Origin of the sequence: Streptococcus mitis, from assembly GCF_946190275.1 — a bacterium.
GTDB classification, from domain to species: domain Bacteria; phylum Bacillota; class Bacilli; order Lactobacillales; family Streptococcaceae; genus Streptococcus; species Streptococcus mitis_DC.
The window spans coordinates 14,047-40,928 of record NZ_CAMHZQ010000001.1 but is presented as its reverse complement, the minus strand read 5'-3'; the positions used below and the strand labels follow the sequence as shown (position 1 = coordinate 40,928).

At 39.2% G+C, this 26,882-nt stretch carries 26 protein-coding genes; 18 read left to right on the top strand and 8 right to left on the bottom strand.

Translation table 11 applies throughout. From position 1 onward, the window contains the following. Positions 1-9 precede the first annotated feature (9 nt). From N8M20_RS00190 to N8M20_RS00140, 11 genes are all read left to right on the top strand, one after another. Complete coding sequence (locus N8M20_RS00190) at positions 10-324, top strand: PTS cellobiose transporter subunit IIA (RefSeq protein ID WP_001070943.1); 315 nt, start codon at positions 10-12, stop codon at positions 322-324. A gap of 18 nt (positions 325-342) precedes the next feature. Next, positions 343-849, top strand: coding sequence for a hypothetical protein (locus N8M20_RS00185; RefSeq protein WP_049511261.1), 507 nt, complete (start codon positions 343-345; stop codon positions 847-849). A 79-nt stretch (positions 850-928) separates the two neighbouring features. Beyond that, positions 929-2,275, top strand: coding sequence for a PTS cellobiose transporter subunit IIC (gene celB, locus N8M20_RS00180; RefSeq protein ID WP_261078567.1), 1,347 nt, complete (start codon positions 929-931; stop codon positions 2,273-2,275). 380 nt (positions 2,276-2,655) lie between these two features. After that, positions 2,656-2,832, top strand: a complete 177-nt coding sequence (locus N8M20_RS00175) for a hypothetical protein (RefSeq protein WP_261046446.1) — start codon at positions 2,656-2,658, stop codon at positions 2,830-2,832. After that, the gene (locus N8M20_RS00170; RefSeq protein WP_050242551.1) at positions 2,832-3,443 is read left to right on the top strand and encodes a Fic/DOC family protein; all 612 of its coding nucleotides are present in this window, start codon (positions 2,832-2,834) and stop codon (positions 3,441-3,443) included. The genes N8M20_RS00175 and N8M20_RS00170 overlap by 1 nt, the downstream gene beginning before the upstream one ends. A gap of 233 nt (positions 3,444-3,676) precedes the next feature. After that, a complete protein-coding gene (locus N8M20_RS00165) occupies positions 3,677-5,890 on the top strand; it encodes a glycoside hydrolase family 31 protein (protein ID WP_261078565.1) in 2,214 nt (737 codons plus the stop codon). Positions 5,891-6,487: 597 nt separating this feature from the next. Further along, the gene (locus N8M20_RS00160) at positions 6,488-7,960 is read left to right on the top strand and encodes a peptide MFS transporter (protein ID WP_045605013.1); all 1,473 of its coding nucleotides are present in this window, start codon (positions 6,488-6,490) and stop codon (positions 7,958-7,960) included. A 416-nt stretch (positions 7,961-8,376) separates the two neighbouring features. Continuing rightward, a complete protein-coding gene (locus N8M20_RS00155) occupies positions 8,377-9,063 on the top strand; it encodes an XRE family transcriptional regulator (protein WP_125393561.1) in 687 nt (228 codons plus the stop codon). Positions 9,064-9,066: 3 nt separating this feature from the next. Next, positions 9,067-10,482, top strand: coding sequence for a Y-family DNA polymerase (locus N8M20_RS00150; protein ID WP_261033322.1), 1,416 nt, complete (start codon positions 9,067-9,069; stop codon positions 10,480-10,482). After that, positions 10,479-10,841, top strand: a complete 363-nt coding sequence (locus tag N8M20_RS00145; RefSeq protein ID WP_049521633.1) for a hypothetical protein — start codon at positions 10,479-10,481, stop codon at positions 10,839-10,841. Before N8M20_RS00150 ends, N8M20_RS00145 begins: the two co-directional genes overlap by 4 nt. Continuing rightward, positions 10,834-11,124, top strand: a complete 291-nt coding sequence (locus N8M20_RS00140; protein WP_261078561.1) for a DUF5960 family protein — start codon at positions 10,834-10,836, stop codon at positions 11,122-11,124. The genes N8M20_RS00145 and N8M20_RS00140 overlap by 8 nt, the downstream gene beginning before the upstream one ends. 145 nt (positions 11,125-11,269) lie before the next feature. On the opposite strand, the gene N8M20_RS00135 is transcribed toward N8M20_RS00140, so the two are convergent. The 6 genes from N8M20_RS00135 to N8M20_RS00110 are packed head-to-tail and all read right to left on the bottom strand — an operon-like array spanning position 11,270 to position 13,690. Further along, positions 11,270-11,746, bottom strand: coding sequence for a glutathione peroxidase (locus N8M20_RS00135; protein WP_261078559.1), 477 nt, complete (start codon positions 11,744-11,746; stop codon positions 11,270-11,272). After that, on the bottom strand, positions 11,743-12,321 hold the full coding sequence (locus tag N8M20_RS00130; protein WP_261078558.1) for a DUF3278 domain-containing protein: 579 nt from the start codon (positions 12,319-12,321) through the stop codon (positions 11,743-11,745). Before N8M20_RS00130 ends, N8M20_RS00135 begins: the two co-directional genes overlap by 4 nt. 26 nt (positions 12,322-12,347) lie before the next feature. After that, entirely contained in the window at positions 12,348-12,674 is a 327-nt protein-coding gene (locus N8M20_RS00125) for a hypothetical protein (RefSeq protein ID WP_261078557.1), read from the bottom strand. Positions 12,675-12,684: 10 nt separating this feature from the next. After that, the gene (locus tag N8M20_RS00120) at positions 12,685-12,927 is read right to left on the bottom strand and encodes a hypothetical protein (protein ID WP_261078555.1); all 243 of its coding nucleotides are present in this window, start codon (positions 12,925-12,927) and stop codon (positions 12,685-12,687) included. A 10-nt stretch (positions 12,928-12,937) separates the two neighbouring features. Then, positions 12,938-13,480 (bottom strand): DUF3278 domain-containing protein, encoded by a 543-nt coding sequence (locus N8M20_RS00115; protein WP_050310727.1) that lies wholly within the window; start codon positions 13,478-13,480, stop codon positions 12,938-12,940. A 15-nt stretch (positions 13,481-13,495) separates the two neighbouring features. Beyond that, positions 13,496-13,690 (bottom strand): helix-turn-helix transcriptional regulator, encoded by a 195-nt coding sequence (locus N8M20_RS00110; RefSeq protein ID WP_001082471.1) that lies wholly within the window; start codon positions 13,688-13,690, stop codon positions 13,496-13,498. Between the two features lie 165 nt (positions 13,691-13,855). On the opposite strand from N8M20_RS00110, the gene rsmH reads away from it, so the two are divergent. From rsmH to N8M20_RS00085, 5 genes are all read left to right on the top strand, one after another. Then, positions 13,856-14,806, top strand: coding sequence for a 16S rRNA (cytosine(1402)-N(4))-methyltransferase RsmH (gene rsmH / locus N8M20_RS00105; RefSeq protein WP_000159425.1), 951 nt, complete (start codon positions 13,856-13,858; stop codon positions 14,804-14,806). Between the two features lie 9 nt (positions 14,807-14,815). Further along, positions 14,816-15,133 carry a cell division protein FtsL gene (ftsL, locus tag N8M20_RS00100; RefSeq protein ID WP_000227822.1) on the top strand — a complete coding sequence of 106 codons (318 nt, stop codon included), beginning with the start codon at positions 14,816-14,818 and terminating at the stop codon, positions 15,131-15,133. A 3-nt stretch (positions 15,134-15,136) separates the two neighbouring features. Beyond that, positions 15,137-17,389 carry a penicillin-binding protein PBP2X gene (pbp2x, locus tag N8M20_RS00095; RefSeq protein ID WP_261078551.1) on the top strand — a complete coding sequence of 751 codons (2,253 nt, stop codon included), beginning with the start codon at positions 15,137-15,139 and terminating at the stop codon, positions 17,387-17,389. 1 nt (position 17,390) lies between these two features. Then, on the top strand, positions 17,391-18,371 hold the full coding sequence (gene mraY / locus N8M20_RS00090; RefSeq protein WP_261078550.1) for a phospho-N-acetylmuramoyl-pentapeptide-transferase: 981 nt from the start codon (positions 17,391-17,393) through the stop codon (positions 18,369-18,371). A 331-nt stretch (positions 18,372-18,702) separates the two neighbouring features. After that, a complete protein-coding gene (locus N8M20_RS00085) occupies positions 18,703-20,808 on the top strand; it encodes an ATP-dependent Clp protease ATP-binding subunit (protein WP_261078548.1) in 2,106 nt (701 codons plus the stop codon). Positions 20,809-20,867: 59 nt separating this feature from the next. Here N8M20_RS00085 and N8M20_RS00080 read toward each other — a convergent pair whose 3' ends face one another. Next, positions 20,868-21,350 carry an S-ribosylhomocysteine lyase gene (locus N8M20_RS00080; protein WP_000032547.1) on the bottom strand — a complete coding sequence of 161 codons (483 nt, stop codon included), beginning with the start codon at positions 21,348-21,350 and terminating at the stop codon, positions 20,868-20,870. A gap of 94 nt (positions 21,351-21,444) precedes the next feature. Beyond that, positions 21,445-22,929: a DUF1846 domain-containing protein gene (locus N8M20_RS00075; protein WP_261078546.1), complete on the bottom strand. Its 1,485-nt coding sequence runs from the start codon at positions 22,927-22,929 to the stop codon at positions 21,445-21,447. Between the two features lie 152 nt (positions 22,930-23,081). Between N8M20_RS00075 and N8M20_RS00070 the strand changes: the two genes are divergently transcribed. Continuing rightward, positions 23,082-24,689, top strand: coding sequence for a glycoside hydrolase family 13 protein (locus N8M20_RS00070; RefSeq protein ID WP_261078545.1), 1,608 nt, complete (start codon positions 23,082-23,084; stop codon positions 24,687-24,689). A 195-nt stretch (positions 24,690-24,884) separates the two neighbouring features. Then, positions 24,885-26,843 (top strand): peptide ABC transporter substrate-binding protein, encoded by a 1,959-nt coding sequence (locus N8M20_RS00065; RefSeq protein ID WP_261078544.1) that lies wholly within the window; start codon positions 24,885-24,887, stop codon positions 26,841-26,843. Positions 26,844-26,882 lie beyond the last annotated feature (39 nt).

Below are 26,882 nucleotides of genomic sequence, written 5' to 3'. Positions count from 1 at the left end.
GAGGTTCATATGAATCAAGAGGAACTGCAGGTTGCAGCATTTGAAATTATCCTGCATTCGGGAAATGCAAGGTCAGAAATACATGAAGCATTTGCAAAAATGAGAGAAGGTAGTTTTGATGATGCAGAAAGTAAATTAAATCAATCAAATGAGATAATTCTTGAAGCACATCATGCACAAACCAAACTCTTGCAAGAATACGCAAGTGGAGTGGAAATTAAAATTGAAATTATCATGGTACATGCTCAAGATCATTTAATGACCACTATGACATTATTAGAAGTAGCAAAGGAAATGTTAGCTCTTTATAAGAAAGTTAACTAAATATAAGGAGGGAATGATATGGATAGAAAAGAACGACAAAAAATTGAACAACAACGTCGAGAGATGGCTCTAACTAATACTTTTTTCAATCGATATCTTCTTCTACGTTATTCAATAGCACTCTTCTTTTTTGGAAATGTTTATTGGCTTTTGAATCAGTTTATTAGTCCCTCGCTTATTATTATTTTCCCCATTATGCTCATAGTATTTTCTATTTTAGCAACTGTTGAACAATTTAAACTTTATGGAAATAGGAAAGAAAAGTTGGGAATAACACTAATGTTTGTTAGAATACAAATGCTTATTTCAATAGGATTACTTGTTTTAACTTGGACAAGTTGGTTTACGAATCTTTTTCCGATTTTTGAAAATAACCAAGTAGCACGTTTATTTGTTTTTGTAGTTCTTCTATTAGGTTTAGTTCTGAGTTTGTTAGACATTAGAAGAATTAAAAAAATTTATAAACGAACAGATAAGGCTTATCAACAATTTGTCCAATTGGAAAAGAACTCACTTAGTTTATAATCCTGATCTAGTATAATTTGTATTTGAAACTAGTCTTTAAAAAGTAAAAATTATTATGTTTTATTAAGGAGGTCTATTTATGGATCAACAAAACGGGTTGTTTGGTTTCCTTGAAAACCATGTTATGGGACCAATGGGCAAACTTGCCCAGTTTAAAGTAGTACGTGCTATCACGGCTGCTGGTATGGCAGCTGTACCATTTACTATTGTAGGGTCAATGTTTTTGGTATTCAGTATTTTGCCACAAGCTTTCTCATTTTGGCCAATTGTGGCAGATATTTTCTCTGCTTCATTTGATAAATTCACATCACTTTACATGGTTGCAAACTATGCGACTATGGGTTCTCTATCTCTTTATTTCGTTCTATCACTTGCATATGAATTGACAAAAATTTATGCAGAGGAAGAAGAACTCAATATGAATCCTCTTAATGGTGCCTTGCTTGCCTTGATGGCTTTTGTCATGACAGTACCGCAAATCATTTTTGATGGTGGAATGATGAAGACTGTGACAAGTCTAAAAGAAGGTGCAGTAATTGCAGATGGATGGGCAATGGGAAATGGAGTCGCACGTTTTGGGACAACGGGAATTTTTACCGCAATCATTATGGCAATTGTGACTGTTCTTATTTATCGTATGTGTGTTAAACATAATTGGGTTATTAAAATGCCTGAAGCTGTTCCAGAAGGAGTTTCTCGTGGATTTACCGCTTTGATTCCAGGATTTGTTGTTGCATTCGTTGTTATCTTTATCAACGGTCTTCTTGTAGCAATGGGAACAGATATTTTTAAAGTCATTGCAATTCCATTTGGTTTTGTATCCAATCTGACTAATTCATGGATTGGTTTAATGATTATTTATCTATTGACTCAACTACTTTGGATTGTAGGTATCCACGGTGCTAATATTGTTTTTGCATTTGTTAATCCAATTGCTCTTGCTAACATGGCTGAAAATGCTGCCGGTGGTCATTTTGCTGTTGCAGGGGAGTTTTCTAATATGTTTGTAATTGCCGGCGGTTCTGGTGCGACTTTAGGTCTATGTTTATACATTGCTTTTCTTGCTAAATCTGAACAACTTAAAGCAATTGGTAGAGCATCTGTTGTTCCAGCCTTATTCAATATTAATGAACCATTAATTTTTGGATTACCTATTATCTATAATCCAGCCTTGGCTATACCATTTATTTTAGCACCAATGGTTACTGCTACTATTTATTACGTAGCGAATTCTCTAAACTTTATTAAGCCAGTTATCGCACAGGTTCCATGGCCAACTCCAGTAGGGATTGGAGCTTTCTTAGGGACAGCAGATCTTCTAGCTGTATTAGTTGCTCTAGTATGTGCATTTGCAGCATTCCTAGTTTATCTTCCATTCATCCGTGTATATGATCAAAAATTGGTGAAAGAAGAGCAAGGTATTTAATAAGTAAAAAAGTATACTCGAAGATAGAATCCATATAGTTTAAATAATGAGTGTTAACATTAGCAGTGAAGAGATCTTTTTTAGATGCTCTTCTCTGCTTTTTTTATTCTTTTTACTTTGCAGGGGATGAAGCAAAATAGAAAGTAGTTCGAATAGTTGATTAACAGGGAACTGCTGTTATTTTAACAAAACAATACAGTAAAGTATGTTATCGTAGAATACGATACATTAGTAAAAAAAGGAAAAAGAACGCGTTTTCATCTTTGAGTTTGAAATTTATAAAATAGGCTAAATGTGCTGAAATTTAGATATTACAGACAAAATAAAATATTTAAAAGCTACAGAGAAACATGGTATAATGTAACTATAGGAGGTAGTATATGTCCTTAGATATAGATAAAGAAAAGATGATAATCATGGGAGTAGCTTTTGAAAACCGCTCCGTTTTTAAGAGTGTTTGGTATGCTTTAAGTACAAATATGATTGAAGGATGGCGACCTACGGTTAGTGATGTTGAAAAATTACGAGATGAAGCTCTTGCTCTGGGGATGGCTTAATGAAGCGTAAATGTTATGATTCTTATGACTATATTGATCCGAATAATTTATATACCTATCCAGATTCTTCAGTTCTAAGAAATAAGCAGGAAGAACGAGATGAGCAAAAAGCACGCGATCTTGAATATCGTATGGTTGCTAGTAAGAGTTTGAAATTATTTATCAATCCTATCCCAGTTTATAGTGTAAAAGATATATTGAAAATTCATCAATTTTTGTTTGAAGATATGTATCATTGGGCAGGTGAATTTAGAAAAGTCAATATTTCAAAAAGTGGTAATGCTTTTATGCCGATTCAGTCTTTCGATACAGCACTCACTTACCTTAATAATTTGATAGATAGATTTCATGACAATGCTAATAGTAGAAAAGAAGTCATTCAGTTATTGGTCGAAATTTTAGATAATCTCAATTATTTTCATCCATTCCGTGAGGGAAACGGTAGAACGCAGAGGGAGGTTATTCGCTCTTTAGCTTTAATGAAAGGTTATGAATGTGAAATATCAATCGGTGATGATGATGAGATTTATCACCTGTATATGGATGGTACAGTTTATGGAGACAAAACTAAATTAACGAAGTTATTTGAAAAAATTCTTTTCAAGTTATGAGTTGCTACTGATAGATAGTTAATAGTTTAAAAGTAGTTTGTTTCACAACTACATAAGCTTAAAAAGGGATAACTCTTTAATAACATCTTGATTTGTTAAAAGATATTTTGTCCACTACATTTTTTCAATTGAGTATTATTTGTCATAGATAGAACATTGCATTCAGAATAACGAAAAACGCATCAAAAATGGTGCGTTCTGTTTTTATGCTACCATAAAAGGAGGACAACAAATTGAAAATTTTTAAGGGAGAGTTTTATCGAATCTCTGTGTTAACAGATAAGTTAGTAAGGCTAGAATACTCTCAAACTGGAAGTTTTGAGGATAGGACTACACAACTTATCTATAATAGAGATTTTGGTCAAGTTTCGTTAGATTATATCGAGACATCAGACGTACTAGATATTATGACGGACTATTTTCATTTGCACTTTAATAAAGGAGAATTTAGCGCCGAAAATTTATTTATAGAATTAAAAGGAAATTTTGCCGTATATGGTAGTCGCTGGTATTTTGGTGAATCTATTGAAACGTTAAAAGGAACAGCTCGGACTCTGGATAAGGCAGATGGAGAAATCCCATTAGAGGATGGAATTATTAGCCGAAATGGTATAGCCTTATTGGATGATTCTCAAGGATTTATTTGGGATGAACAGTCTGGTTATATTGAGAGAGAAAATCAAATTGACCTGTATTTCTTTGCCTATGGGCATGATTATAGAGGAGCAATCAGAGACTTTTACCATTTGACTGGTTCAACACCCTTATTGCCAAGATATGCTTTAGGGAATTGGTGGAGTAGATATTGGCCATATACGTCAGATGAATATTTGAATTTAATAGACAGATTTAAAACAGAGAAAATTCCATTATCTATCGGTGTTTTAGATATGGATTGGCATATAACTGACATTCCAGCCCGTTTTGGAAGTGGCTGGACAGGATATAGTTGGAATAAAAACTTAATACCTAATCCAGAACAGTTATTGCAACAACTTCATGATAGAAAGTTAAAACTCTCTTTAAATGTCCATCCTGCTGATGGTATACGGGCTTATGAAGAAGCTTATCCTCGAGTCGCCAAACGATTGGGGTTAAATGTAGAACTAGAAGAACCTGCTATTTTTGATTTTTTTAATCCATCTTTTAGAGAATCCTACTTTAAAGATGTTCATTATGAGCTAGAAAAGCAGGGAGTAGATTTTTGGTGGATTGACTGGCAACAAGGGACACAAGGCATGTTGGATCCACTGTGGCTTTTAAACCATTATCATTATCAGGATAGTTGTAAAAATGCAGAAGGTGGTTTGATTTTATCAAGATATGCAGGGCCGGGTAGTCACCGATACCCTGTTGGTTTTTCAGGGGACACTATTATTAGTTGGAATTCCTTAAGATTTCAACCTTATTTTACAGCGACAGCATCAAATATCGGTTATAGTTGGTGGAGTCATGATATCGGTGGACACATGCTGGGGGATTATGACGAAGAGCTACAAACTAGATGGCTACAGTTTGGCGTTTTTAGTCCGATAACTCGATTACATAGTTCTAGAAGTCCTTTCAATAGTAAAGAACCTTGGTTTTTTTCAGAAACAACATCTAATATTATGAAGAAATACCTTCGTTTGAGACATCAGATGATTCCATATCTATATACCATGAATGTAAAGACACATGAGGAAGGTGCCCCATTAATTAGTCCAATGTATTATTTCTACCCAGAGAATGATGAGAGCTATAATGTTCCAAATCAATACTTTTTTGGAACAGAACTGATGGTGGCTCCCATTGTAGAAAAGATGGATTTGGCATTCCAATCTGCAAAAGTAGATGTATGGTTCCCTGAAGGTGAATGGTATGACTTTTTTTCAGAGAAAAAATATACAGGTGGTGTGAAGTTAAGTGTTTATAGAGACATTTCGACGATACCTGTGTTTGCAAAAAGTGGTGCAATCATTCCCTTGGTTGGTTCTGAGATAGATATGGGTGTTGATTTACCTGAAGTTGTAGATTGGTATGTATTCCCAGGCAAACAACATTCTTTTGAAATGATTGAAGATCAAAATGGTCAAAGATATAAAACAAGATTATCAATCGACTGGGAAATGGGGATGGTAGAGTTGGCATTACAAGGAGATTCTAGTATCGTTCCAAGTAATAGAAAACATAGAATTCATTTTAAAGGAACGAATGTGTCTATGATTGAATTTCCAAATAAGAATGATACGGTTAGATTTGAATGTAAAGATAATAAAACGACATCTCTGAATGATGAAGTTTTTAGACTACTAAAGACGGCTTCTCTTCCATATGAATTAAAAGATAGATTGTTAAATCAATTCATCAATGCCAAAAATTCTCATGAGTTAATGAATATCTTGCATCGTCAGGATAAGGAATTGAGAGGGCGTTTGTTGGAAATGATATTTACTAGCGAAAACTAATTGAGACATTTCGTACACAATTTCTATTCTTTGATTGCTAATTATTATTTTTAAATGTGTAATAGTTTTACATCTCTATGCTTATTGATACTCTTCGAAAATCAAATTCAAACCACGTCAACGTCGCCTTGCCGTACTCAAGTACAGCCTACGGCTAGTTTCCTAGTTTGCTCTTTGATTTTCATTGAGTATGACTTGTATTTTAGTAATTACAAGTTTGGCATAGGGATGTTTTTATGATTTTAAAGACTTTTTGTCCAGCCTCTTTTTTAAACTAAACAAGAACAAATTTTAAAGGTAATTTTTCAAACTAACTTCCACTTGTCTGACCGAAGTGGAAGTTATTCTGAAATGGATTTTTATGGTGGAATTAATACTCTTCGAAAATCAAATTCAAACCACGTCAGCGTCGCCTTACGGTACTCAAGTACAGCTTGCGGCTAGCTTCCTAGTTTGCTTTTTGATTTTCATTGAGTATAAGTATAAGTCTGAGACGTTAGATTTTTTCAGAAAATTTTCTAAAACAAATAGGATTTGTTTGACATTTGTTTGAAAATTCTGTAAAATGAATTATTATATCGTTAAAGGAGAATATATATGGAAAAACAGAAAACATTTTTTGGACATCCTATGGGCTTGTCCACCCTCTTCTTTACAGAAATGTGGGAACGCTTTTCTTACTATGGGATGCGAGCTATCCTACTTTACTATATGTACTATAGTGTGCAAGATGGTGGATTGGGAATGGATAAGACCACAGCTGCATCGGTTATGGCGATTTATGGCTCGCTGGTATTTTTGTCCTCGGTTATCGGTGGTTTTGTCAGTGACCGTATTTTAGGAAGTCGTAAGACTGTCTTTTACGGTGGGATTCTGATTATGCTAGGGCATATTGCTTTGGCAACACCTTTTGGACAAGTGGCTCTCTATCTTTCTATTGCCTTGATTATCTTTGGTACTGGATTTTTAAAACCCAATATCTCAGATATGGTGGGGGGAATTTATGAGAAAGAGGATGATAGACGGGATGCAGGTTTTAGTATCTTTGTCTTTGGTATTAACTTAGGTGCCTTCGTTGCCCCTTATCTAGTGGGTTATCTAGGTCAGGAAGTCAATTTCCATCTAGGTTTCTCATTAGCTGCTATTGGGATGTTCTTTGGTCTAGTGAAGTATGTTTTGGATGGGAAGAAATATCTGCCTGAATCAAGTCTTTACCCCACTGATCCACTTTCACAGAAGGACCAGCAGACCTTGATTAAACGCTTGCTGATTACACTTGTCGTAGTTATTCTCGTGGTTATAGGTTTAGTCTTTACTCACCAGTTTAATGTGGATATGATTGTTAATATCTTTACAGTGATTGCTGTAATTATTCCAATCTACTATTTCTTTAAGATTTTATCTAGTCAGAAAATAACTGCCACTGAGAGATCCCGAGTATTTGCCTACATTCCTCTATTTATCGCTGGAGTACTCTTCTGGTCTATTGAGGAACAGGGTTCTGTTGTTCTCGCTCTATTTGCGGATGATCAAACTCGACTTTACTTTAATGTATTTGGGAATCAGATTCATTTTCCATCTAGCTTTTTCCAAAGTATTAATCCACTTTTCATTATGATTTATGTGCCGATTTTTGCGTGGTTGTGGGGGAAAATGGGTAAAAAGCAACCGTCCTCTTCTAAGAAATTTGCTTACGGTTTATTTGCTGCAGGTTTATCCTTCTTGTGGATGATGTTACCAGGGATGCTCTTTGGGACAGATGTTAAGGTCAGTCCTCTCTGGTTGATTATGAGTTGGGCTATTGTGATTGTAGGGGAAATGCTGATTTCGCCGATTGGTCTATCAGTCACTACTAAGTTAGCACCAAAATCCTTCCAAGCACAAATGATGTCTATCTGGTTCTTGAGTAATGCAGCTGCCCAAGCTATCAATGCTCAAATTGTAAAATTTTATACAAGCGAAACTGAAGTTGCTTACTATGGAATTGTTGGAGGAATTACGATTGTATTCAGTATTATCTTACTCTTCTACGTTCCACGTATTGAAAAACTAATGTCTGGTATCAAATAGAGAAAAACTGGAATTTCTGTAGGGATTCTAAAAGTTAGATCAATTATTTATTCAAAGGATTTAGTTCTGTATTGTATAGGGCTAGGTCCTTTTAGTTTGATTAATACTCTTCGAAAATCTCTTCAAACCGCGTCAACGTCGCCTTGCCGTATATATGTGACTGACTTCGTCAGTCTTATCTACAACCTCAAAACAGTGTTTTGAGCAACCTGTGGCTAGTTTCCTAGTTTGCTCTTTGATTTTCATTGAGTATAAAACTCACGATGTTTCTGCTTTTCCTAGTGGACATTTGTTCACTTTTTTTATATAATAAAACTAAATCATACTGGTTGAGTTCTAAAAATATGGATTCAAGCATCGATTAGTCTTTCTAAGGGAGATAATGTCCATTAAAGTATCATAATAGGAGGTGAAGTATGTATCAGCCAGAAAAATTAAAGGCTCGGAGGAAAGAGTTAAAACTGACACAGAAGGAAATTGCAGAGCAACTTGGGATTAGCTTTCAGGCTTACTCAGCTTGGGAACGTGGAGTCAAGGAACCGTCCAAGGAGAAGGTAGCCCAGCTAGAGAACATTTTAAAAGTACCAAAAGGATATTTTACTCAGATCGAGATTGTCCGTCTCTACCATAGCCTCTCCAAGCAAGGGCAGGAGAAGGTTGTTCTCTATGCTCGCAACCTATCTCAAGAGGAGCAAGCCCAGAAAGTGACAGCTATGCCAGAGCGTCTCTACGAGTACCGTGTTTATGAACGCATGTCAGCAGGGATTGGGGCTTCAGTCTACGATGATCAGAATTTTGATACGGTTTACTTTAATGAGGAGTTGGCTCATGATTTTGCGTCATGGGTGTCTGGGGATTCCATGGAACCTAAATACCAAAATGGTTCAGTAGCTCTGATTCGAGAGACAGGATTTGACTATGACGGGGCGGTTTATGCAGTGGTTTGCAACAACCAGACCTATATTAAACGGGTCTATCGAGAGGAGAATGGATTGCGTCTGGTCTCTATCAATCCTAAATACAAGGATATTTTCATCTCCTATGAGGAAGATCCTCGGATTGTGGGGATTATCGTTGGGAACTTTGTGCCGATGGAGGGCTAGCCTATGGGCTACTTTGATTATTCCAGAGAGCCCAAAAGTGACATTGCCTTTGTCGATATGAAATCCTTTTATGCCAGTGTTGAGTGCGTGAAAAGTGGCTTGCATCCGCTGAAAACCTCGCTTTGTGTCATGAGTCGCGCGGATAACTCAACTGGTCTTATCCTAGCCTCCTCTCCCCTGTTTAAGAAGATTTTTGGCAAGTCAAATGTTGGTCGGGCCTACGATCTGCCTTTTGATATCAAAACGCGAAAATTTTCCTATTACAATGCTCGAAAGCAAGGGCTACCTACCGACTTGGACTATGTTCGCTACATCGAAGATTGGGCTCAAGTGACCTTGATTGTGCCTCCTCGAATGGACGAGTACATTGCAGTCAATATGGAAATCCAGCGAATCTTTCAAAACTATGGCAGTCCAGATGATATTTATCCTTACTCTATCGATGAGGGCTTTATTGACCTGACTAGTTCGCTCAACTATTTCATCCCAGATAAGAGTCTCTCTCGCAAAGACAAGCTGGATATGCTTTCTGCTCGTATTCAGAGGGATATTTGGAGGCAGACAGGGATCTACTCTACAGTAGGTATGTCAAATGCCAATCCTTTACTGGCCAAGTTGGCTCTGGATAATGAGGCCAAGCACACTCCGACCATGAGGGCCAACTGGTCTTACCAGGATGTGGAAGAGAAGGTCTGGGCAATCCCTAAGATGACGGATTTTTGGGGGATTGGCAGGCGGATGGAGAAACGCTTGCATGCTCTGGGGATTTTTTCCATCAAGGAATTGGCAACCAGCAATCCCGACCAGCTAAAGAAAGCTCTGGGTCAGGCTGGTCTGCGTTTGTGGTTTCATGCTAACGGGATTGATGAGAGCAACGTTCATAAGCCCTATAAAGCCAAATCCAAGGGCTTGGGGAATTCTCAAATCTTGCCGAGAGACTACGTGAAGCTACGGGATATTGAAATTATTCTTCGAGAAATGGCGGAGCAGGTGGCTATTAGATTGAGAAGGTCGGGCAAGAAAACAACCCTTGTCTCTATCTATGTCGGTTTCTCTAAAGAGGAGGTTAGGCCGTCTATTCACACACAAATGAAGGTCGAACCGACCAATAATACAGCTGTCTTAACGGATTATGTGTTGAAGCTATTTCATAACAAATACACTTCTGGAGCGATTAGAAGTGTCGGAGTTAACTATTCAGGCTTTGTGGATGAGTCCTTGGGTTTGATTTCCCTTTTTGATGATGTTGATAAGTTAGAAAAAGAAGAAAGGCTCCAGACGGCCATTGACTCCATTCGGGAACAATTTGGTTTCACTTCTCTCTTAAAGGCCAATGCACTGGACGAAGCCTCTAGGAGTCTTGCTAGAAGCAAGCTGATTGGAGGACATTCTGCTGGAGGATTAGATGGATTACAATGATTGATCGTTCTTATTTACCTTTTCAATCTGCGCGAGATTATCAAGATCCAGGTATGCAGAAGTGGATGGGATTTTACCTCTCAGAACACACCAGTTCGCTCAGTGAAGAAAAAAGCCGTGTTGATTTTTCTACGGATTTGACTCCAGATGAGAAGTTGCACTTGCTTTCTCAGCTTTATGTTGGCCAACTTAGGGGAAGTTTTGTGCTAAAGGAAAAGAAGCAGAAAACCACTATCATCGGTGTGGTGAGAGAGTTATCGCCTCAGACTCTATCTATTAGGACAAACGAGGGATATAGGTTGATAGAGGTTGCAGATATCCTAGAAATTCGATTGTGGGAGGAGGGAGTTTATGACTAGAAAAGAGCTGTATGAAAACAAACTGCAGATGGATTATTTTTCAGATAACTATATTCATTTTGAAGAGGATTTTCAAAAATATTCTGCCATGAACGTGCCCTTGACTTTCTTGATTGATGACATCTTACGAACCATGGCGATGAATCAGAAAAACTACTTTGTCTTAAACAAGGAAAATGCCAAGGATGGGCGGGAGCATAGCTTTTATTTTAGGGTGGTAACGGAAAAAGTGTGTCCTAGAAATAGGACCTATGTATATGCTGGGGTTAAAAATAGTGTCTAGTATTGAATTGTCTGCTATGAATGTATCATTTTTACAACACTTCATGTTTCATATCATGGAGTGTTTTTCTATTTAAGTCAAAGCCCATCAAAAAATCTCACTATTCATCAGGCTAAAGGAAACCTAATCATAGTGAGATTGTGAATTATAGTAGTTTTTGTATGGCCTCTTCAATTTGTTGTGGGTCTGTTTTTGAAGAGAAGCGTTCAAAGACCTGCCCATCACGACCGATGAGAAACTTAGCGAAATTCCATTCGATTCGTTTTCCTAGTGGGCCAGATTTTTGTTCTTTCAACCAAACATAGAGGGGATCTGCCTCCTTACCGTTGACCTTAATCTTGGCAAAACGTGGGAAAGTGGTTTGATAGTGTAGGCTACAGAAGGCGTTGATTTCCTCTGCGCTGCCGGGGGCTTGTCCCATAAACTGATTGCAAGGGAAGTCTAAAATTTCAAAACCTTGTTCTTGATAGCGATCATAGAGTTCTTGAAGTCCCTGGTACTGGGGCGTTAAACCACATCCAGTAGCAGTGTTGACAACCAAGAGAACCTTACCACGATAGACATCTAGTTGAGTTTCTTGATGGTCTTGGTTCAAGACTGAAAAATCGTAAAGTGAAGTCATTGCCTGCTTTTCTCCTTCTGTTTGGTATTTTTTGGAGTTTTCTCCTCCTGAAGTGATAGAAATCCGTAGGTCAGGGTTCCAAAAATGCTACCGATAATCAGGCCATACATCAGGAAAGGAACACTTTTATCGAATTGCATGAGCAACTTCGCAAAATCTGAAAGGGACATCTGCTGAACGAAGACTTTATGAAAGATGAGTAGGGTAAAGAGGCCAATCTGAAGACCGATAAACACAACCCAGCTTCGAAATTTGATTTGGGCTTTGCTGTAGGTTTTGAGGATGATTTCTGACTTGTCATCTTTTTCCAGATGGAGTTCTTTGACGGCTCTTTGAGTTTTTAAAGTAATGAAAAAAATGAGTCCAGAGTAAACGTAGGGCATGGCATAGCGAACGGCTTCTATGAAGCGTCCAAATAATAGATAAAACAAGAAGAGGAAGAAGGAAGAATAAACGATTTGAACCATAGAACGGGCACAAGCCTTGTAGATAATCTCTTGTCGGCATTCATCAAAAGGACCTTGGATGTGAAAGAGATTTCGAAGTAGGCGAGTGGTGAAGTCTTCTTTTTTCATACTAGTAACCTCCTAAATGAGCGGTTTTACAGATTTTCTTTTACGAATTGATAGAGATAATAAAGATAAGTGATAGAAGAAAGGCTAGCAATAGTCAGCAGTAAATAATATTTCCAACCGCTTGAGATGAGCATCAGTTGTGGTAAAGATAGAATCATAAAGCACAGTGCTAAGTTGAGTATGCGTGTTTTTTGGGAGTCAATCTTTAGATAAGTTAGTCCTTTGTTGAGGGCTGGAATAAAGACTAGAAGGAGGAATATCTCGCTGAATGGCAAGTTCCCTGAAACGATGATGAAGATGAGAAGAGAACTGAACAAAAGATGATAGGTCAGTAAAGTTACTAGTGATTTCATAGGGCACCTCCTAATCCTGGTCTTTTTTAGCTCTTGCAATACGAAGTGAGTCGACAATATGTATCATCACTCCGAAAAAGAAAGCTCCCAGTATAGCTTTAAAAATATGTTTTGTATTTAGAAGAGAACTGATAAAATTTGGATTTTCACTTGTTAGGGTATCAATGGGTGGAATTATAAAAAATATTATTGTTCCATAAATCAAACCTGATTTCAGACTAGGATAACGTAACTGTTTCTTTTCTTTTTTCATGAGTTTCCTCCTAATCCTCATCTTGATTTTTCTTAGTGTTTGCAATGCGACGGGAGATGAGGAACTGTATGCTTGCTCCGAAGAAGATAGAACCGAGAATGCTTGATACACCATTTCTTATAGTGAGAAGAGAATGAAAATAGTCCTGACTTTCACCTATGAGTATACTGAGAAGAGGAGTTATAAAAAACATCCATAGACCAAAGAACAAACCTGCTTTAAGACCTGGGTAGTGTAGTTGCTTACTTTCTTTCTTACTCAGCATATCTGGTTCAATAGTTGTAATCCCTGTTTTTTGCATTTGGTAGGTGAGATATCCAGCAACGATGAGGGCAATCACTAAAATTAGAGGAGGATAGACTAGAGCCACTAGTTGAGGATATTTATAGGCCAGAAAGAGCGGAATAAGATTGCCGAAAATCATCAGATAAAATAGGAAGATAAAGACTTGGTTACCTATGCGGTCTGCCTCGCGTCGTTTGTATTCGTCAAGTGGATCAGAAATACCGTATGTGCGCTTGATCAGTTTTTCAGTGAAGGTTTCTTTTTTCATGAGTTGGCTCCTTTTTTAAAAATTATCCTCCCAAAAGAGACTGTTGAGGTCAGTTTGGAGGCTGCGGGCGAGATTGAGACAGAGTTCCAGAGTTGGGTTGTACTTGTCGTTTTCAATCATATTGATGGTTTGTCTCGAGACACCGATATCCTTGGCGAGTTCGAGCTGGGAAATGCCCAGTTCCTTGCGAAATTCTTTCACACGATTCATCTGGTCTCCTTTCTGATTTGTGTCGTATATATTTGACTATATTATATTCTTCTATAGAGTGAATGTCAAGCATATTTGACATATTTCTTAAAGAAATCTTACTTTTTTTGACCTATTTGTCTGACTAGTGCAAGCTAGTCGGATTTGTGGTAAAATAGATAAGATATGACAAAAGAATTTCATCATGTAACGGTCTTACTCCACGAAACGATTGATATGCTCGACGTAAAGCCTGACGGTATCTACGTTGATGCTACTTTGGGTGGAGCGGGCCATAGCGAATATTTATTAAGTAAATTAAGTGAAAAAGGCCATCTCTATGCCTTTGACCAGGACCAGAATGCCATTGACAATGCGCAACAACGCTTGGCACCTTACATTGAAAAGGGAATGGTGACTTTTATCAAGGATAACTTCCGTCATTTACAGGCACGTTTGCGCGAAGCTGGTGTTCAGGAAATTGATGGAATTTGTTATGACTTGGGAGTGTCTAGTCCTCAACTGGACCAGCGTGAGCGTGGTTTTTCTTATAAAAAGGATGCGCCACTGGACATGCGGATGAATCAGGACGCTAGTCTGACAGCCTATGAAGTGGTAAACCACTATGACTATCATGACTTGGTCCGAATTTTCTTTAAGTATGGCGAGGACAAATTTTCTAAACAGATTGCGCGTAAGATTGAACAAGCACGTGAAGTTAAGCCAATCGAGACAACGACTGAGTTAGCAGAAATTATCAAGTCGGCTAAACCGGCCAAGGAACTCAAGAAGAAGGGGCATCCTGCCAAGCAGATTTTCCAGGCTATTCGAATTGAAGTCAATGATGAACTGGGAGCGGCAGATGAGTCCATCCAGCAAGCTATGGATATGTTGGCTCTAGATGGTAGAATTTCAGTGATTACCTTTCATTCACTAGAAGACCGCTTGACCAAGCAATTGTTCAAGGAAGCTTCAACAGTTGAAGTTCCAAAAGGCTTACCCTTCATTCCAGATGATCTCAAGCCCAAGATGGAATTGGTATCCCGTAAGCCAATCTTGCCAAGTGCAGAAGAATTAGAAGCCAATAACCGCTCGCACTCAGCCAAGTTGCGCGTGGCCAGAAAAATTCACAAGTAAGAGGAAAAAATGGTAGATAAAAAAGAAACAACCAGTCAATTCTTGCAGAATCGTATAAAAAAATTCTCCCGTGTGGAGAAGGCTTTTTATCTTTCCATTGCGTTTACAGCTCTCGTTTTGGCGCTGAGTATTATCTTTATGCAGACCCGACTCCTACAAGTACAAAATGATTTGACAAAAATCAATGCGCAGATAGAGGAGAAGAAGACAGAATTGGATGATGCCAAACAAGAAGTAAATGAATTGTTGAGGGCAGAACGCTTGAAAGAAATCGCAAATTCTAAGGACTTAAAATTGAATAATGAGAATATTCGATCAGCGGAGTAAGATATGAAGTGGACAAAAAGAATAACCCGATTTGCGATTAGAAACCGTAAATCTCCAGCAGAAAACCGTAAAATAGTGGGGAAGTACATCAGCTTGTTAGCTGTCGTACTTTTCGCTGTCTTTTTGGTTAATTTTGCTGTTATTATCGGGAGTGGTAGTAAATTTGGAACGGATCTAGTCAAAGAGGCTAAGAAAGTTCACCAAATAACTCGTATAGTCCCTGCCAAACGTGGGACTATTTATGACCGAAATGGAGTCCCGATTGCTGAGGACGCAACCTCCTATAATGTCTATGCTGTTATTGATAAAAAATACAAATCAGCAACTGGTAAAATTCTTTATGTAGAAGATGCCCAGTTTAATAAGGTAGCAGAGGTTTTCCATAAGTATTTGGATATGGACGAGGCTTATGTTAAAGAACAATTGTCTCAACCGAATCTGACCCAAGTTTCTTTTGGTGCCAAAGGAAATGGAATTACCTATGCCAATATGATGGCTATTAAAAAGGATTTGAAAGACGCTAGTGTTGAAGGAATTGACTTTACAACTAGCCCAAACAGAAGTTATCCAAATGGACAATTCGCTTCTAGTTTTATTGGTTTAGCCCAACTCCATGAAAATGAAGATGGAAGCAAGAGTTTGCTGGGAACTTCTGGGATGGAGAGTTCCTTGAATACTATTCTCGCAGGGAAAGACGGTATTATTACCTATGAAAAAGATCGTCTGGGTAATATTGTCCCCGGAACAGAACAAGTGTCCCAGCAAACGGTAGATGGCAAGGACGTTTATACGACTATTTCTAGCACCCTTCAGTCCTTCATGGAAACACAGATGAATGCCTTTCAAGAAAAAGTAAAAGGCAAGTATATGACGGCTACCTTGGTTAGTGCTAAAACGGGGGAAATTCTTGCAACAACGCAGAGACCAACCTTTGATGCCGATACTAAGGAAGGACTTACCAAGGACTTTGTTTGGCGTGACATCCTCTATCAAAGTAACTATGAGCCAGGGTCAACCATGAAGGTCATGACGCTTGCTGCTGCTATTGATAATAATACTTTCCCAGGAGGAGAAGTTTTCAATAGTAGTGAGTTAAAAGTAGCAGATGTTACTATTCGAGATTGGGACGTCAATGAAGGATTGACTGGTGGCAGAATGATGACCTTTTCTCAAGGTTTCGCGCTCTCAAGTAACGTTGGGATGACGCTTCTTGAGCAAAAGATGGGAGATGCTACCTGGCTGGATTATCTAAATCGCTTTAAATTTGGTGTTCCGACTCGATTTGGTTTGACGGATGAGTATGCAGGTCAACTTCCAGCTGACAATATCGTCAATATTGCTCAGAGTTCATTTGGACAAGGTATTTCAGTGACCCAAACCCAAATGATTCGTGCCTTCACGGCTATTGCCAACGATGGAGTCATGCTAGAACCTAAATTTATCAGTGCCTTGTATGACCCAAATGACCAATCTGTTCGGAAATCTCAAAAAGAGATTGTAGGAAATCCTGTTTCCAAAGATGCAGCCAGTCTAACTCGAACCAACATGGTTTTGGTAGGAACAGATCCCGTTTATGGAACCATGCATAACCACAGCACAGGCAAGCCAACTGTAACTGTTCCTGGTCAAAATGTCGCCCTCAAGTCCGGTACGGCCCAGATTGCCGATGAGAAAAATGGAGGTTACTTAGTTGGTACGACCAATTACATTTTTTCTGCTGTATCGATGAACCCTGCTGAAAATCCTGATTTTATTCTCTATGTGACGGTTCAACAGCCTGAGCATTATTCAGGTATCCAGTTGGGAGAATTTGCCAATCCTATTTTGGAAAGAGCAGTGGCTATGAAAGATTCCCTTAACCTGCAATCTACCGCTAAAACTTTAGATCAGGTAACCAATCAAAGCGCTTATGCCATGCCTAGCATCAAGGACATTTCACCTGGTGATTTGGCAGAAGCCTTACGTCGCAATATTGTGCAACCAATCGTTGTGGGAACAGGAACAAAGATTAAAGAATCATCTGTAGAAGAAGGGACAGATCTTGCACCTAACCAGCAAGTTCTCCTCTTATCTGATAAAGCAGAGGAAGTCCCAGATATGTATGGTTGGACAAAAGCAACCGCAGAAGCATTTTCTAAGTGGTTAAATATAGAACTTGTATTTGAAGGTTCGGGCTCTACTGTGCAGAAGCAAGATGTTCGTGCTAATACAGCTATCAAGGACATTAAAAAAATTACATTAACTTTAGGAGACTAATATGTTTATTTCCATCAGTGCTGGAATTGTGACATTTTTACTAACTTTAGTAGGAATTCCGGCCTTTATCAAATTTTATAGAAAGGCGCAAATTACAGGCCAGCAGATGCATGAGGATGTCAAACAGCATCAGGCAAAAGCTGGCACGCCAACTATGGGGGGACTTGTTTTCCTCATTGCTGCAGTTGTGGTGAGTTTCTTTCTTGCTCTTTTTTCAAAACAATTGACCAATAATGAGGGAATGATTTTGTTCATCTTGGTCCTTTATGGACTTGTCGGATTTTTAGATGACTTTCTCAAGGTCTTTCGTAAAATCAATGAGGGGCTGAATCCTAAGCAAAAATTAGCTCTTCAGCTTTTAGGTGGGGTCGTCTTCTACCTTTTCTATGAGCGCGGTGGAGATATGCTTTCTGTCTTTGGTTACCAAGTGCATCTAGGGATTTGCTATATTCTTTTCGCCCTTTTCTGGCTAGTCGGTTTTTCAAACGCAGTCAACTTGACAGATGGTATTGACGGTTTAGCTAGTATTTCAGTGGTGATTAGCTTGTCTGCCTATGGAGTTATTGCCTATGTGCAAGGTCAGATGGATATTCTTCTAGTGATTCTTGCCATGATTGGTGGTTTGCTCGGCTTCTTCGTCTTTAACCATAAGCCTGCTAAGGTCTTTATGGGAGATGTGGGAAGTTTGGCTCTCGGTGGAATGCTGGCAGCCATCTCTATGGCCCTCCACCAAGAATGGACTCTCTTAATTATCGGAATTGTTTATGTCTTTGAAACAACTTCGGTCATGATGCAAGTCAGTTATTTCAAACTGACAGGTGGGAAACGTATTTTCCGTATGACGCCTGTGCATCATCATTTTGAGCTTGGAGGATTGTCTGGTAAAGGAAATCCTTGGAGTGAGTGGAAGGTTGACTTCTTCTTTTGGGGAGTGGGACTTCTAGCAAGTCTTCTGACCCTCGCAATTTTATATTTGATGTAAGAATGGCACCCTGATGTTTCAGGGTGTTTTTGCTGTTTAAAAAAATGGTCAATTAAAGTCAAATCTCTTGACCTTTTCTGACTAATGTAGTATATTATGAACGTAAGGTAAATGAAAGCCTTACGTGAACACTTATTTAAAGTAAAATAGAAAGAGGTGGGTCTATGTTTAATCTAGAAATCTTCAGAAGTAAAGATAGTCTACTCCTGCTTGAAAAAGAAAAACCAGAAATAGTACGTAGAGTAGCTATTAAGCTAGTCTAAATTTTTTAAAACAAAGGTCAAAGATAGTCAATATCAGTAATAATAAATAACAAAAAGAGGTAAAGAATATGAACAACAACTTTAATAATTTTAACAACATGGATGATTTGTTTAACCAATTGATGGGTGGTATGCGAGGATATAGTTCTGAAAATCGTCGCTACTTGATTAATGGACGTGAAGTGACACCTGAGGAATTTGCTCACTATCGTGCAACTGGTCAATTGCCAGGAAATGTAGAAACTGATGGACAAATGCCACAACATACGTCAGGTATGAAACAAGATGGTGTCCTTGCTAAACTAGGTCGTAACTTGACAGCAGAAGCGCGTGAGGGCAAGCTGGATCCTGTTATCGGACGAAACAAGGAAATTCAAGAAGCATCTGAAATTCTTTCACGCCGTACCAAGAACAATCCTGTTTTAGTCGGAGACGCAGGTGTTGGTAAGACAGCAGTTGTCGAAGGCCTAGCACAAGCTATTGTGAACGGCGATGTCCCAGCTGCTATCAAGAATAAGGAAATTATTTCCATTGATATCTCAGGCCTTGAGGCTGGGACCCAATACCGTGGTAGCTTTGAAGAAAACGTTCAAAATCTAGTAAATGAAGTGAAAGAAGCAGGGAATATTATCCTCTTCTTTGATGAAATTCACCAAATTCTTGGTGCTGGTAGCACAGGTGATGGTCAAGGGTCTAAAGGTCTTGCTGATATCTTGAAACCAGCTCTTTCACGTGGAGAATTGACAGTGATTGGCGCAACTACTCAAGATGAATACCGTAATACTATCTTGAAAAATGCAGCCCTTGCTCGTCGTTTCAACGAAGTCAAGGTCAATGCTCCTTCAGCAGAGGATACATATAAAATCCTTCAAGGAATTCGTGACCTCTATCAACAACACCACAATGTCATCTTGCCAGACGAAGTTTTGAAAGCAGCGGTGGATTATTCTGTTCAGTATATTCCTCAACGTAGCTTGCCAGATAAGGCTATCGACCTTGTAGATGTAACGGCAGCTCACTTGGCAGCTCAGCATCCAGTAACAGATGTTCATGCTGTTGAACGTGAAATTGAGGCAGAAAAAGACAAGCAAGAAAAAGCAGTTGAGGCAGAAGATTTTGAAGCAGCTCTAAACTATAAAACACGCATTGCAGAATTGGAAAAGAAAATCGAAAACCATACAGAAGATATGAAAGTGACTGCAAGTGTCAACGATGTGGCTGAATCTGTAGAACGAATGACCGGTATTCCAGTATCTCAAATGGGGGCTACGGACATCGAACGTTTGAAAGATATGGGTCATCGTTTGCAGACGAAAGTTATTGGTCAAGATAAGGCCGTTGAAGCAGTAGCAAAAGCTATCCGTCGTAACCGTGCTGGTTTTGATGAAGGTAACCGTCCAATCGGTAGCTTCCTCTTTGTAGGTCCTACTGGTGTTGGTAAGACTGAGTTGGCTAAACAATTGGCTCTAGATATGTTCGGAACGAAAGATGCTATCATCCGTTTGGACATGTCAGAATACAGTGACCGCACAGCCGTTTCTAAGCTAATTGGTACAACAGCAGGCTATGTGGGTTATGATGACAATAGCAATACCTTAACAGAACGTGTTCGTCGCAATCCATACTCTATCATTCTCTTGGATGAGATTGAAAAGGCTGATCCTCAAGTCATTACCCTTCTCCTCCAAGTTCTAGATGATGGTCGTTTGACAGATGGTCAAGGAAATACCGTTAACTTTAAAAACACAGTCATTATCGCAACATCAAATGCTGGTTTTGGCTATGAAGCCAACTTGACAGAAGATGCGGATAAACCAGAATTGATGGATCGTTTGAAACCATTCTTCCGTCCAGAATTCCTCAACCGCTTTAACGCAGTCATTGAGTTCTCACACTTGACTAAGGAAGACCTTTCTAAGATTGTGGACTTGATGTTAGCCGAAGTCAACCAAACCTTGGCTAAGAAAGACATTGATTTGGTAGTCAGTCAAGCAGCTAAGGACTATATCACAGAAGAAGGTTATGACGAAGTCATGGGTGTTCGTCCACTCCGTCGTGTGGTTGAACAACAAATCCGTGACAAAGTCACAGACTTCCACTTGGATAACCTTGATGCTAAACACCTAGAAGCTGACATGGAAGATGGTGTTTTGGTCATTCGTGAAAAAGCCTAAGACAGAATTTTGAGAATAAAAAGAAGGAACCAGCTGAAAAACTGGTTCCTTTTTTGTGTTTAAATCACATGACGCTCAAATGCATCATCTGAAATCCCTTGTTCAAGGATGAGTTTAGCCCATTCTTTAGCAGAGAAGAGGCTGTGATCCTTGTAGTTTCCGCAAGATTCGATGGTTGTTCCAGGGACGTCTTCCCAAGTAGTAGTCTCAGCGATTTCCTTGAGCGAATCCTTGATAACAGCCGCAATTTCAGCGCTGGTATGACGCCCCCACATAATCATGTGGAAGCCTGTGCGACAACCAAATGGTGAACAGTCAATCATACCGTCAATTCGGGTACGAATAAGTTTTGCCAAGAGGTGCTCGATAGTGTGAAGGCCAGCGGTAGGGATTGAGTCTTCGTTTGGTTGTACCAAGCGAATATCATAATTGGAGATGATGTCTCCCTTTGGCCCTGTTTCTTCCCCGATCAAGCGGACATAAGGTGCTTTAACAATAGTGTGATCAAGTTCAAAACTTTCAACAATAACTTCTTTTGACATGGTAAATCCTTTCAGTTTTCTTCTTTCATTATAACACAAAGCTGGCTCCTGAGACAGAGAGAAAACCTCTCCGAGAGTGGAGAGGTTGAAATCGTTACTTACGATACAAGCGATCGTATTGGTAGTAAGGGTCAAAGGTTACATTGATACCTAATTTACGAAGGACATTCTTGTCTTCATCGGTTAAAATGATGGTTGAGTGAGCTTCGCTTCCTTTGAGGTTGCCAAGTTCTTCCATAGCACGAGCAGCATCAGGATTTTCTGTAGCTGTGATAGCAAGTGCAATCAGGATTTCATTTGAATGAAGGCGTGGATTGCGGCTACCGAGATGATCGATTTTAAGACCTTGGATTGGCTTAACAACTTCAGGTTCGATTAGTTTTACTTCTTTAGCGATGTCAGCTGATTTCTTGATAGCGTTGATAAGAGCAGCGGCTGTAGGGCCAAAGAGCTCTGAGTTCTTACCAGTGACAATTTCCCCGCTAGGCAATTCAAGGGCTAGGGCTGGTCCGCCAGTTTCTTCTGCTTTTTGACGTGCAGCAACAGCAACCTTGCGGTCTGCAGGTGTGATACCTAGGTCGTTCATAAGCAACTCAATTTTCTTGACAGCAGATTCGCCAACTTTTTCGGCTTTAAAATCAAGGACCGTTTGATAGTAGCGGCGGATGATTTCTTGTTTAGAAGCTTCGACAGCAGCCTCATCATCAGTAATAGCGAAACCAACCATGTTGACACCCATGTCTGTCGGTGAAGCGTATGGAGATTCACCAAGAATACGCTCTAACATGCGCTTAAGCACAGGGAAGATTTCGATATCACGGTTGTAGTTGACAGTGGTTTCTCCGTAGGTTTGGAGATGGAAGGGGTCAATCATGTTGACATCATCAAGGTCTGCTGTGGCAGCTTCATAAGCCAAGTTGACGGGGTGATGAAGGGGAAGATTCCAAACTGGGAAGGTTTCAAATTTAGCGTAACCAGACTTGATACCATTGATCTGGTCGTGGTACATATTGGACATACAGGTTGCCAATTTTCCAGAACCAGGTCCAGGAGCGGTTACGACGATCAAGTTGCGACTAGTTTTGATGTAGTCATTTTTCCCCATACCTTCAGGAGAAATAATGTGATCCATATCCGTCGGATATCCTTTGATTGGATAGTGAAGATAAGAATCAATTCCGTTTTTCTCAAGTTGGTTGCGGAAGGCATCTGCAGCTGGTTGACCAGCGTACTGTGTGATGACAACGGAGCCAACAAAAATCCCTAATTCATTGAATTTATCAATCAAACGAAGAACTTCTTGGTCATAAGAAATGCCCAAGTCACCACGTGCTTTGGAATGCTCGATATTACTTGCATTAATAGCAATCACGACCTCAACCTGTTCTTTCAATTCTTGCAAGAGCTTGATTTTGTTGTCAGGCTCATAACCAGGAAGAACACGAGCAGCGTGAAAATCTTCTAACATTTTGCCACCAAACTCCAAGTAGAGCTTGCCGTCAAATTGGTTAATGCGTTCCAAAATGTGGTCGCGCTGTAGATTCAAATATTGTTCAGAACTAAAAGCTTGTTTTTTCATTTTTTTACCTCTGACCTCTATTATAATAAAAAATTGGAAGTTAGGAAACTATGGAGTTAAAAAAGGAATCAAAAAGATTAGGCAAACGCTTGCATAAAACTCTGAAAAGCGCTATCATAGACTACAGATTATTAAAATAATGAGGTAAGAAGATGCAAGAAAAGTGGTGGCACAATGCCGTAGTCTATCAAGTTTATCCTAAGAGCTTTATGGATAGCAACGGAGATGGAATTGGCGATTTGCCAGGAATTACTAGTAAGTTAGACTATCTAGCCAAGCTAGGAATCACAGCGATTTGGCTTTCTCCTGTTTATGACAGTCCTATGGATGATAATGGATATGATATTGCTGATTATCAATCGATTGCAGCTATTTTCGGAACCATGGAGGATATGGACCAACTGATTGCGGAAGCTAAGAAGCGTGACATTCGTATCATCATGGACTTGGTGGTCAATCATACCTCAGATGAACATGCTTGGTTTGTCGAGGCTTGTGAAAATCCTGATAGCCCTGAGAGAGACTACTATATCTGGCGGGACGAACCCAATGATTTAGAGTCTATCTTTAGTGGGTCTGCTTGGGAATACGATGAAAAGTCAGGTCAATACTATCTCCACTTTTTCAGTAAGAAACAGCCCGATCTCAACTGGGAAAATGAAAAACTTCGCCAGAAAATTTATGAAATGATGAACTTCTGGATTGATAAAGGGATTGGCGGTTTCCGTATGGATGTTATTGACATGATTGGGAAAATTCCTGACGAGAAAGTAGTCAATAATGGTCCTATGCTCCACCCTTATCTCAAGGAGATGAATCAGGCGACCTTTGGAGATAAGAATCTCTTAACAGTAGGGGAAACATGGGGAGCAACGCCAGAAATTGCTAAGTTCTACTCGGATCCAAAAGGGCAAGAGTTGTCTATGGTCTTCCAGTTTGAACATATCGGTCTTCAGTATCAGGAAGGTCAGCCTAAATGGCACTATCAAAAAGAACTGAATATTGCTAAGTTAAAAGAAATCTTCAACAAATGGCAGACAGAGTTAGGAGTTGAGGACGGCTGGAATTCCCTCTTCTGGAACAATCATGACCTTCCTCGTATCGTCTCAATCTGGGGAAATGACCAAGAATACCGCGAAAAATCTGCCAAAGCCTTTGCCATCTTGCTTCATCTTATGAGAGGGACTCCTTATATCTACCAAGGTGAGGAAATTGGGATGACCAACTATCCGTTTGAAACGCTAGACCAAGTAGAAGATATTGAATCTCTCAACTATGCGCGTGAAGCTCTTGAAAAAGGAGTTCCGATGGAAGAAATCATGGACAGTATCCGTGTCATTGGACGTGACAATGCCCGTACTCCAATGCAATGGGATGAGAGCAAAAATGCTGGTTTCTCAACAGGTCATCCGTGGTTGGCAGTTAATCCAAACTACGAAGAAATCAACGTTCAAGAAGCACTGGCAAATCCAGATTCAATTTTCTATACTTATCAAAAACTCGTCCAAATCCGCAAGGAGAACAGCTGGCTGATTCGAGCTAACTTTGAATTACTTGATACGGCTGACAAGGTCTTTGCCTATATTCGTAAAGATGGCGACCGTCGTTTCCTAGTTGTGGCCAACTTGTCCAATGAAGAGCAAGGCTTGACCGTAGAAGGAAACGTCAAATCTGTTTTGATTGAAAATACTGTGGCTCAAGAAGTTTTTGAAAAACAAATCTTGGCTCCATGGGATGCTTTCTGTGTGGAATTACTATAAATATTTTTTACAGAAAAATTTAAAAATGAAACCGTATAAAAACAAGGGAGGACTGTATGAAAGACAGAAATCCTTTGTTTTTTTATGACGAAAGTTTATAAACTTTCATTCTCAAAATTCAATTAACTTTACAAATTCCCACTATTTTGGTAAAATAAACTTATGTTATAAAAACTAACATAAAGGAGAAAGAAGATGAATACAAAAAAGCGTGTTCTTAGCGCAGGCCTGACCTTTGCGGCTGCTTTGCTTTTAGCTGCTTGCGGACAATCAGGTTCAGATACAAAAACTTACTCATCAACCTTTAGTGGAAATCCAACTACATTTAACTATCTATTAGACTATTACGCTGATAATACATCGATTATAACCAACCTAGTTGATGGTTTGCTTGAAAATGACAATCATGGAAACCTAGTTCCATCTTTGGCAGAAGACTGGTCTGTTTCAAGCGACGGTCTGACTTATACCTATAAACTGAGAAAAGATGCCAAATGGTTTACTGCTGACGGTGAAGAGTACGCCCCAGTCAAGGCACAAGATTTTGTGACAGGTATCAAATATGCAGTAGACAATAAATCACAGGCCATTGACTTGATTCAAAACTCGATCAAGGGCTTGAATGATTATATTACAGGAGTGGATTCTGACTTTTCTAAGGTTGGGGTGAAGGCTATTGACGACCAGACTGTTGAGTATACTTTGGCACGCCCAGAACCTTACTGGAATTCAAAAACAACCAACAGTATTCTTTTCCCGGTGAATGAAGAGTTTTTAAACTCAAAAGGGAAAGATTTTGGTACCCTATCTCCAGATAGTATTCTTTACAGCGGACCTTATTTGTTAAAAGATTTCACATCAAAATCATCGATCGAGTATGTGAAAAATCCTCATTACTACGATCACGATAAAGTATCAATTGAACACGTAAAATTGGCTTACTTTGATGGTTCAGACCAAGAATTGACCATCCGTAATTTTGAAAGTGGAGCTTATTCTATCGCTGGGGTTTATCCAAATAGTTCAAACTTTGCTAAGACTAAGGAAAAATATAAGGATAATATCGTCTATAGCTTGCAGGACAAGACTTCTTGGTATTTCAATTTCAACGTCAACCGTAAGGCTTACAACCATACGTCTAAAACGACAGATGAGCAGAAGAAGTCAACTGAGACAGCTGTTTTGAACAAGAACTTCCGCCAAGCAGTGAACTTCGCCTTGGACCGCACAGCCTATTCTGCTCAGTCAAATGGGGAAGAAGCGGCTAGCAAGACCCTTCGTAACACCCTAGTGCCTCCTACATTTGTCCAAGTTGGAGACAAGACCTTTGGAGAAGTAGTCGCTTCTAAATTGGTCAACTATGGCACAGAATGGTCAGGTATTAACTTGGCAGATGCTCAGGATGCCTATTTCAACAAAGAAAAAGCCCAAGCAAAATTTGCGGAAGCTAAAAAAGAATTGGCAAGTCAAGGTGTGACTTTCCCTATTCACTTGGATGTTGCAGTTGATCAGACAAGTAAAAATGCTGTGACAGGCATGAACTCAGTTAAGCAGACCCTTGAGTCAGTTTTAGGTGCTGATAACATTGTCATTGATGTTCAGCAACTTTCAACAGATGATTTTAATAATGTAGCCTTCTTAGCACCGACACCAGCTGATCGAGACTACGATTTGAACTTTGATGGTTGGGTAGGTGACTACCAAGATCCGTCAACTTATCTTAATCCTTTCAATGCAGAGGATGGGTTCTACCTCAAGATTTTTGGTCTAGATGCTCAAGAAGATAAAGCTAAGATTGCTAGCTTGGGGCTTGATACTTACACCAAGATGCTCAAAGATGCAGATAGTGAAAATAAAGATGTAGCCAAACGCTATGAAAAATATGCTGAAGCACAGGCTTGGATGATTGATAATTCTCTGATTATGTCAGCTATGTCAAGTGGTGGAACAGCATCTGTCACCAAAGTAACGCCATTTACAAGAGGTTATTCATTGGTCGGCATCAAGGGCGATGGCAATAACTACAAGTACATGAAACTGCAAAAAGATACTGTGACAACCAAACAGTTTGAAGAAGCTAAGACTAAATGGGAGCAAGAAAGCAAAAAAGCAATCGAAAAAGCTCAAAAAGAAGCAGAAAATCATGTTAAATAATGAAAAATAGCTTTTTTAAGGAAAATCATAAAGACAAAC

Excerpts from the sequence above, each read along its gene's own strand:
- N8M20_RS00085 (WP_261078548.1), top strand. The coding sequence starts at position 18,703 with ATGAACAACAACTTTAATAATTTTAACAACATGGATGATTTGTTTAAC.
- N8M20_RS00135 (WP_261078559.1), bottom strand. The coding sequence starts at position 11,746 with ATGACTTCACTTTACGATTTTTCAGTCTTGAACCAAGACCATCAAGAA.
- mraY (WP_261078550.1), top strand. The coding sequence starts at position 17,391 with ATGTTTATTTCCATCAGTGCTGGAATTGTGACATTTTTACTAACTTTA.
- N8M20_RS00170 (WP_050242551.1), top strand. The coding sequence starts at position 2,832 with ATGAAGCGTAAATGTTATGATTCTTATGACTATATTGATCCGAATAAT.
- celB (WP_261078567.1), top strand. The coding sequence starts at position 929 with ATGGATCAACAAAACGGGTTGTTTGGTTTCCTTGAAAACCATGTTATG.
- N8M20_RS00110 (WP_001082471.1), bottom strand. The coding sequence starts at position 13,690 with ATGAATCGTGTGAAAGAATTTCGCAAGGAACTGGGCATTTCCCAGCTC.
- N8M20_RS00155 (WP_125393561.1), top strand. The coding sequence starts at position 8,377 with ATGTATCAGCCAGAAAAATTAAAGGCTCGGAGGAAAGAGTTAAAACTG.
- N8M20_RS00130 (WP_261078558.1), bottom strand. The coding sequence starts at position 12,321 with ATGAAAAAAGAAGACTTCACCACTCGCCTACTTCGAAATCTCTTTCAC.
- N8M20_RS00075 (WP_261078546.1), bottom strand. The coding sequence starts at position 22,929 with ATGAAAAAACAAGCTTTTAGTTCTGAACAATATTTGAATCTACAGCGC.
- N8M20_RS00120 (WP_261078555.1), bottom strand. The coding sequence starts at position 12,927 with ATGAAAAAAGAAAAGAAACAGTTACGTTATCCTAGTCTGAAATCAGGT.
- N8M20_RS00115 (WP_050310727.1), bottom strand. The coding sequence starts at position 13,480 with ATGAAAAAAGAAACCTTCACTGAAAAACTGATCAAGCGCACATACGGT.
- rsmH (WP_000159425.1), top strand. The coding sequence starts at position 13,856 with ATGACAAAAGAATTTCATCATGTAACGGTCTTACTCCACGAAACGATT.
- N8M20_RS00065 (WP_261078544.1), top strand. The coding sequence starts at position 24,885 with ATGAATACAAAAAAGCGTGTTCTTAGCGCAGGCCTGACCTTTGCGGCT.
- pbp2x (WP_261078551.1), top strand. The coding sequence starts at position 15,137 with ATGAAGTGGACAAAAAGAATAACCCGATTTGCGATTAGAAACCGTAAA.
- N8M20_RS00185 (WP_049511261.1), top strand. The coding sequence starts at position 343 with ATGGATAGAAAAGAACGACAAAAAATTGAACAACAACGTCGAGAGATG.
- N8M20_RS00145 (WP_049521633.1), top strand. The coding sequence starts at position 10,479 with ATGATTGATCGTTCTTATTTACCTTTTCAATCTGCGCGAGATTATCAA.
- N8M20_RS00080 (WP_000032547.1), bottom strand. The coding sequence starts at position 21,350 with ATGTCAAAAGAAGTTATTGTTGAAAGTTTTGAACTTGATCACACTATT.
- N8M20_RS00175 (WP_261046446.1), top strand. The coding sequence starts at position 2,656 with ATGTCCTTAGATATAGATAAAGAAAAGATGATAATCATGGGAGTAGCT.
- N8M20_RS00125 (WP_261078557.1), bottom strand. The coding sequence starts at position 12,674 with ATGAAATCACTAGTAACTTTACTGACCTATCATCTTTTGTTCAGTTCT.
- ftsL (WP_000227822.1), top strand. The coding sequence starts at position 14,816 with ATGGTAGATAAAAAAGAAACAACCAGTCAATTCTTGCAGAATCGTATA.
- N8M20_RS00190 (WP_001070943.1), top strand. The coding sequence starts at position 10 with ATGAATCAAGAGGAACTGCAGGTTGCAGCATTTGAAATTATCCTGCAT.
- N8M20_RS00070 (WP_261078545.1), top strand. The coding sequence starts at position 23,082 with ATGCAAGAAAAGTGGTGGCACAATGCCGTAGTCTATCAAGTTTATCCT.
- N8M20_RS00150 (WP_261033322.1), top strand. The coding sequence starts at position 9,067 with ATGGGCTACTTTGATTATTCCAGAGAGCCCAAAAGTGACATTGCCTTT.
- N8M20_RS00160 (WP_045605013.1), top strand. The coding sequence starts at position 6,488 with ATGGAAAAACAGAAAACATTTTTTGGACATCCTATGGGCTTGTCCACC.
- N8M20_RS00140 (WP_261078561.1), top strand. The coding sequence starts at position 10,834 with ATGACTAGAAAAGAGCTGTATGAAAACAAACTGCAGATGGATTATTTT.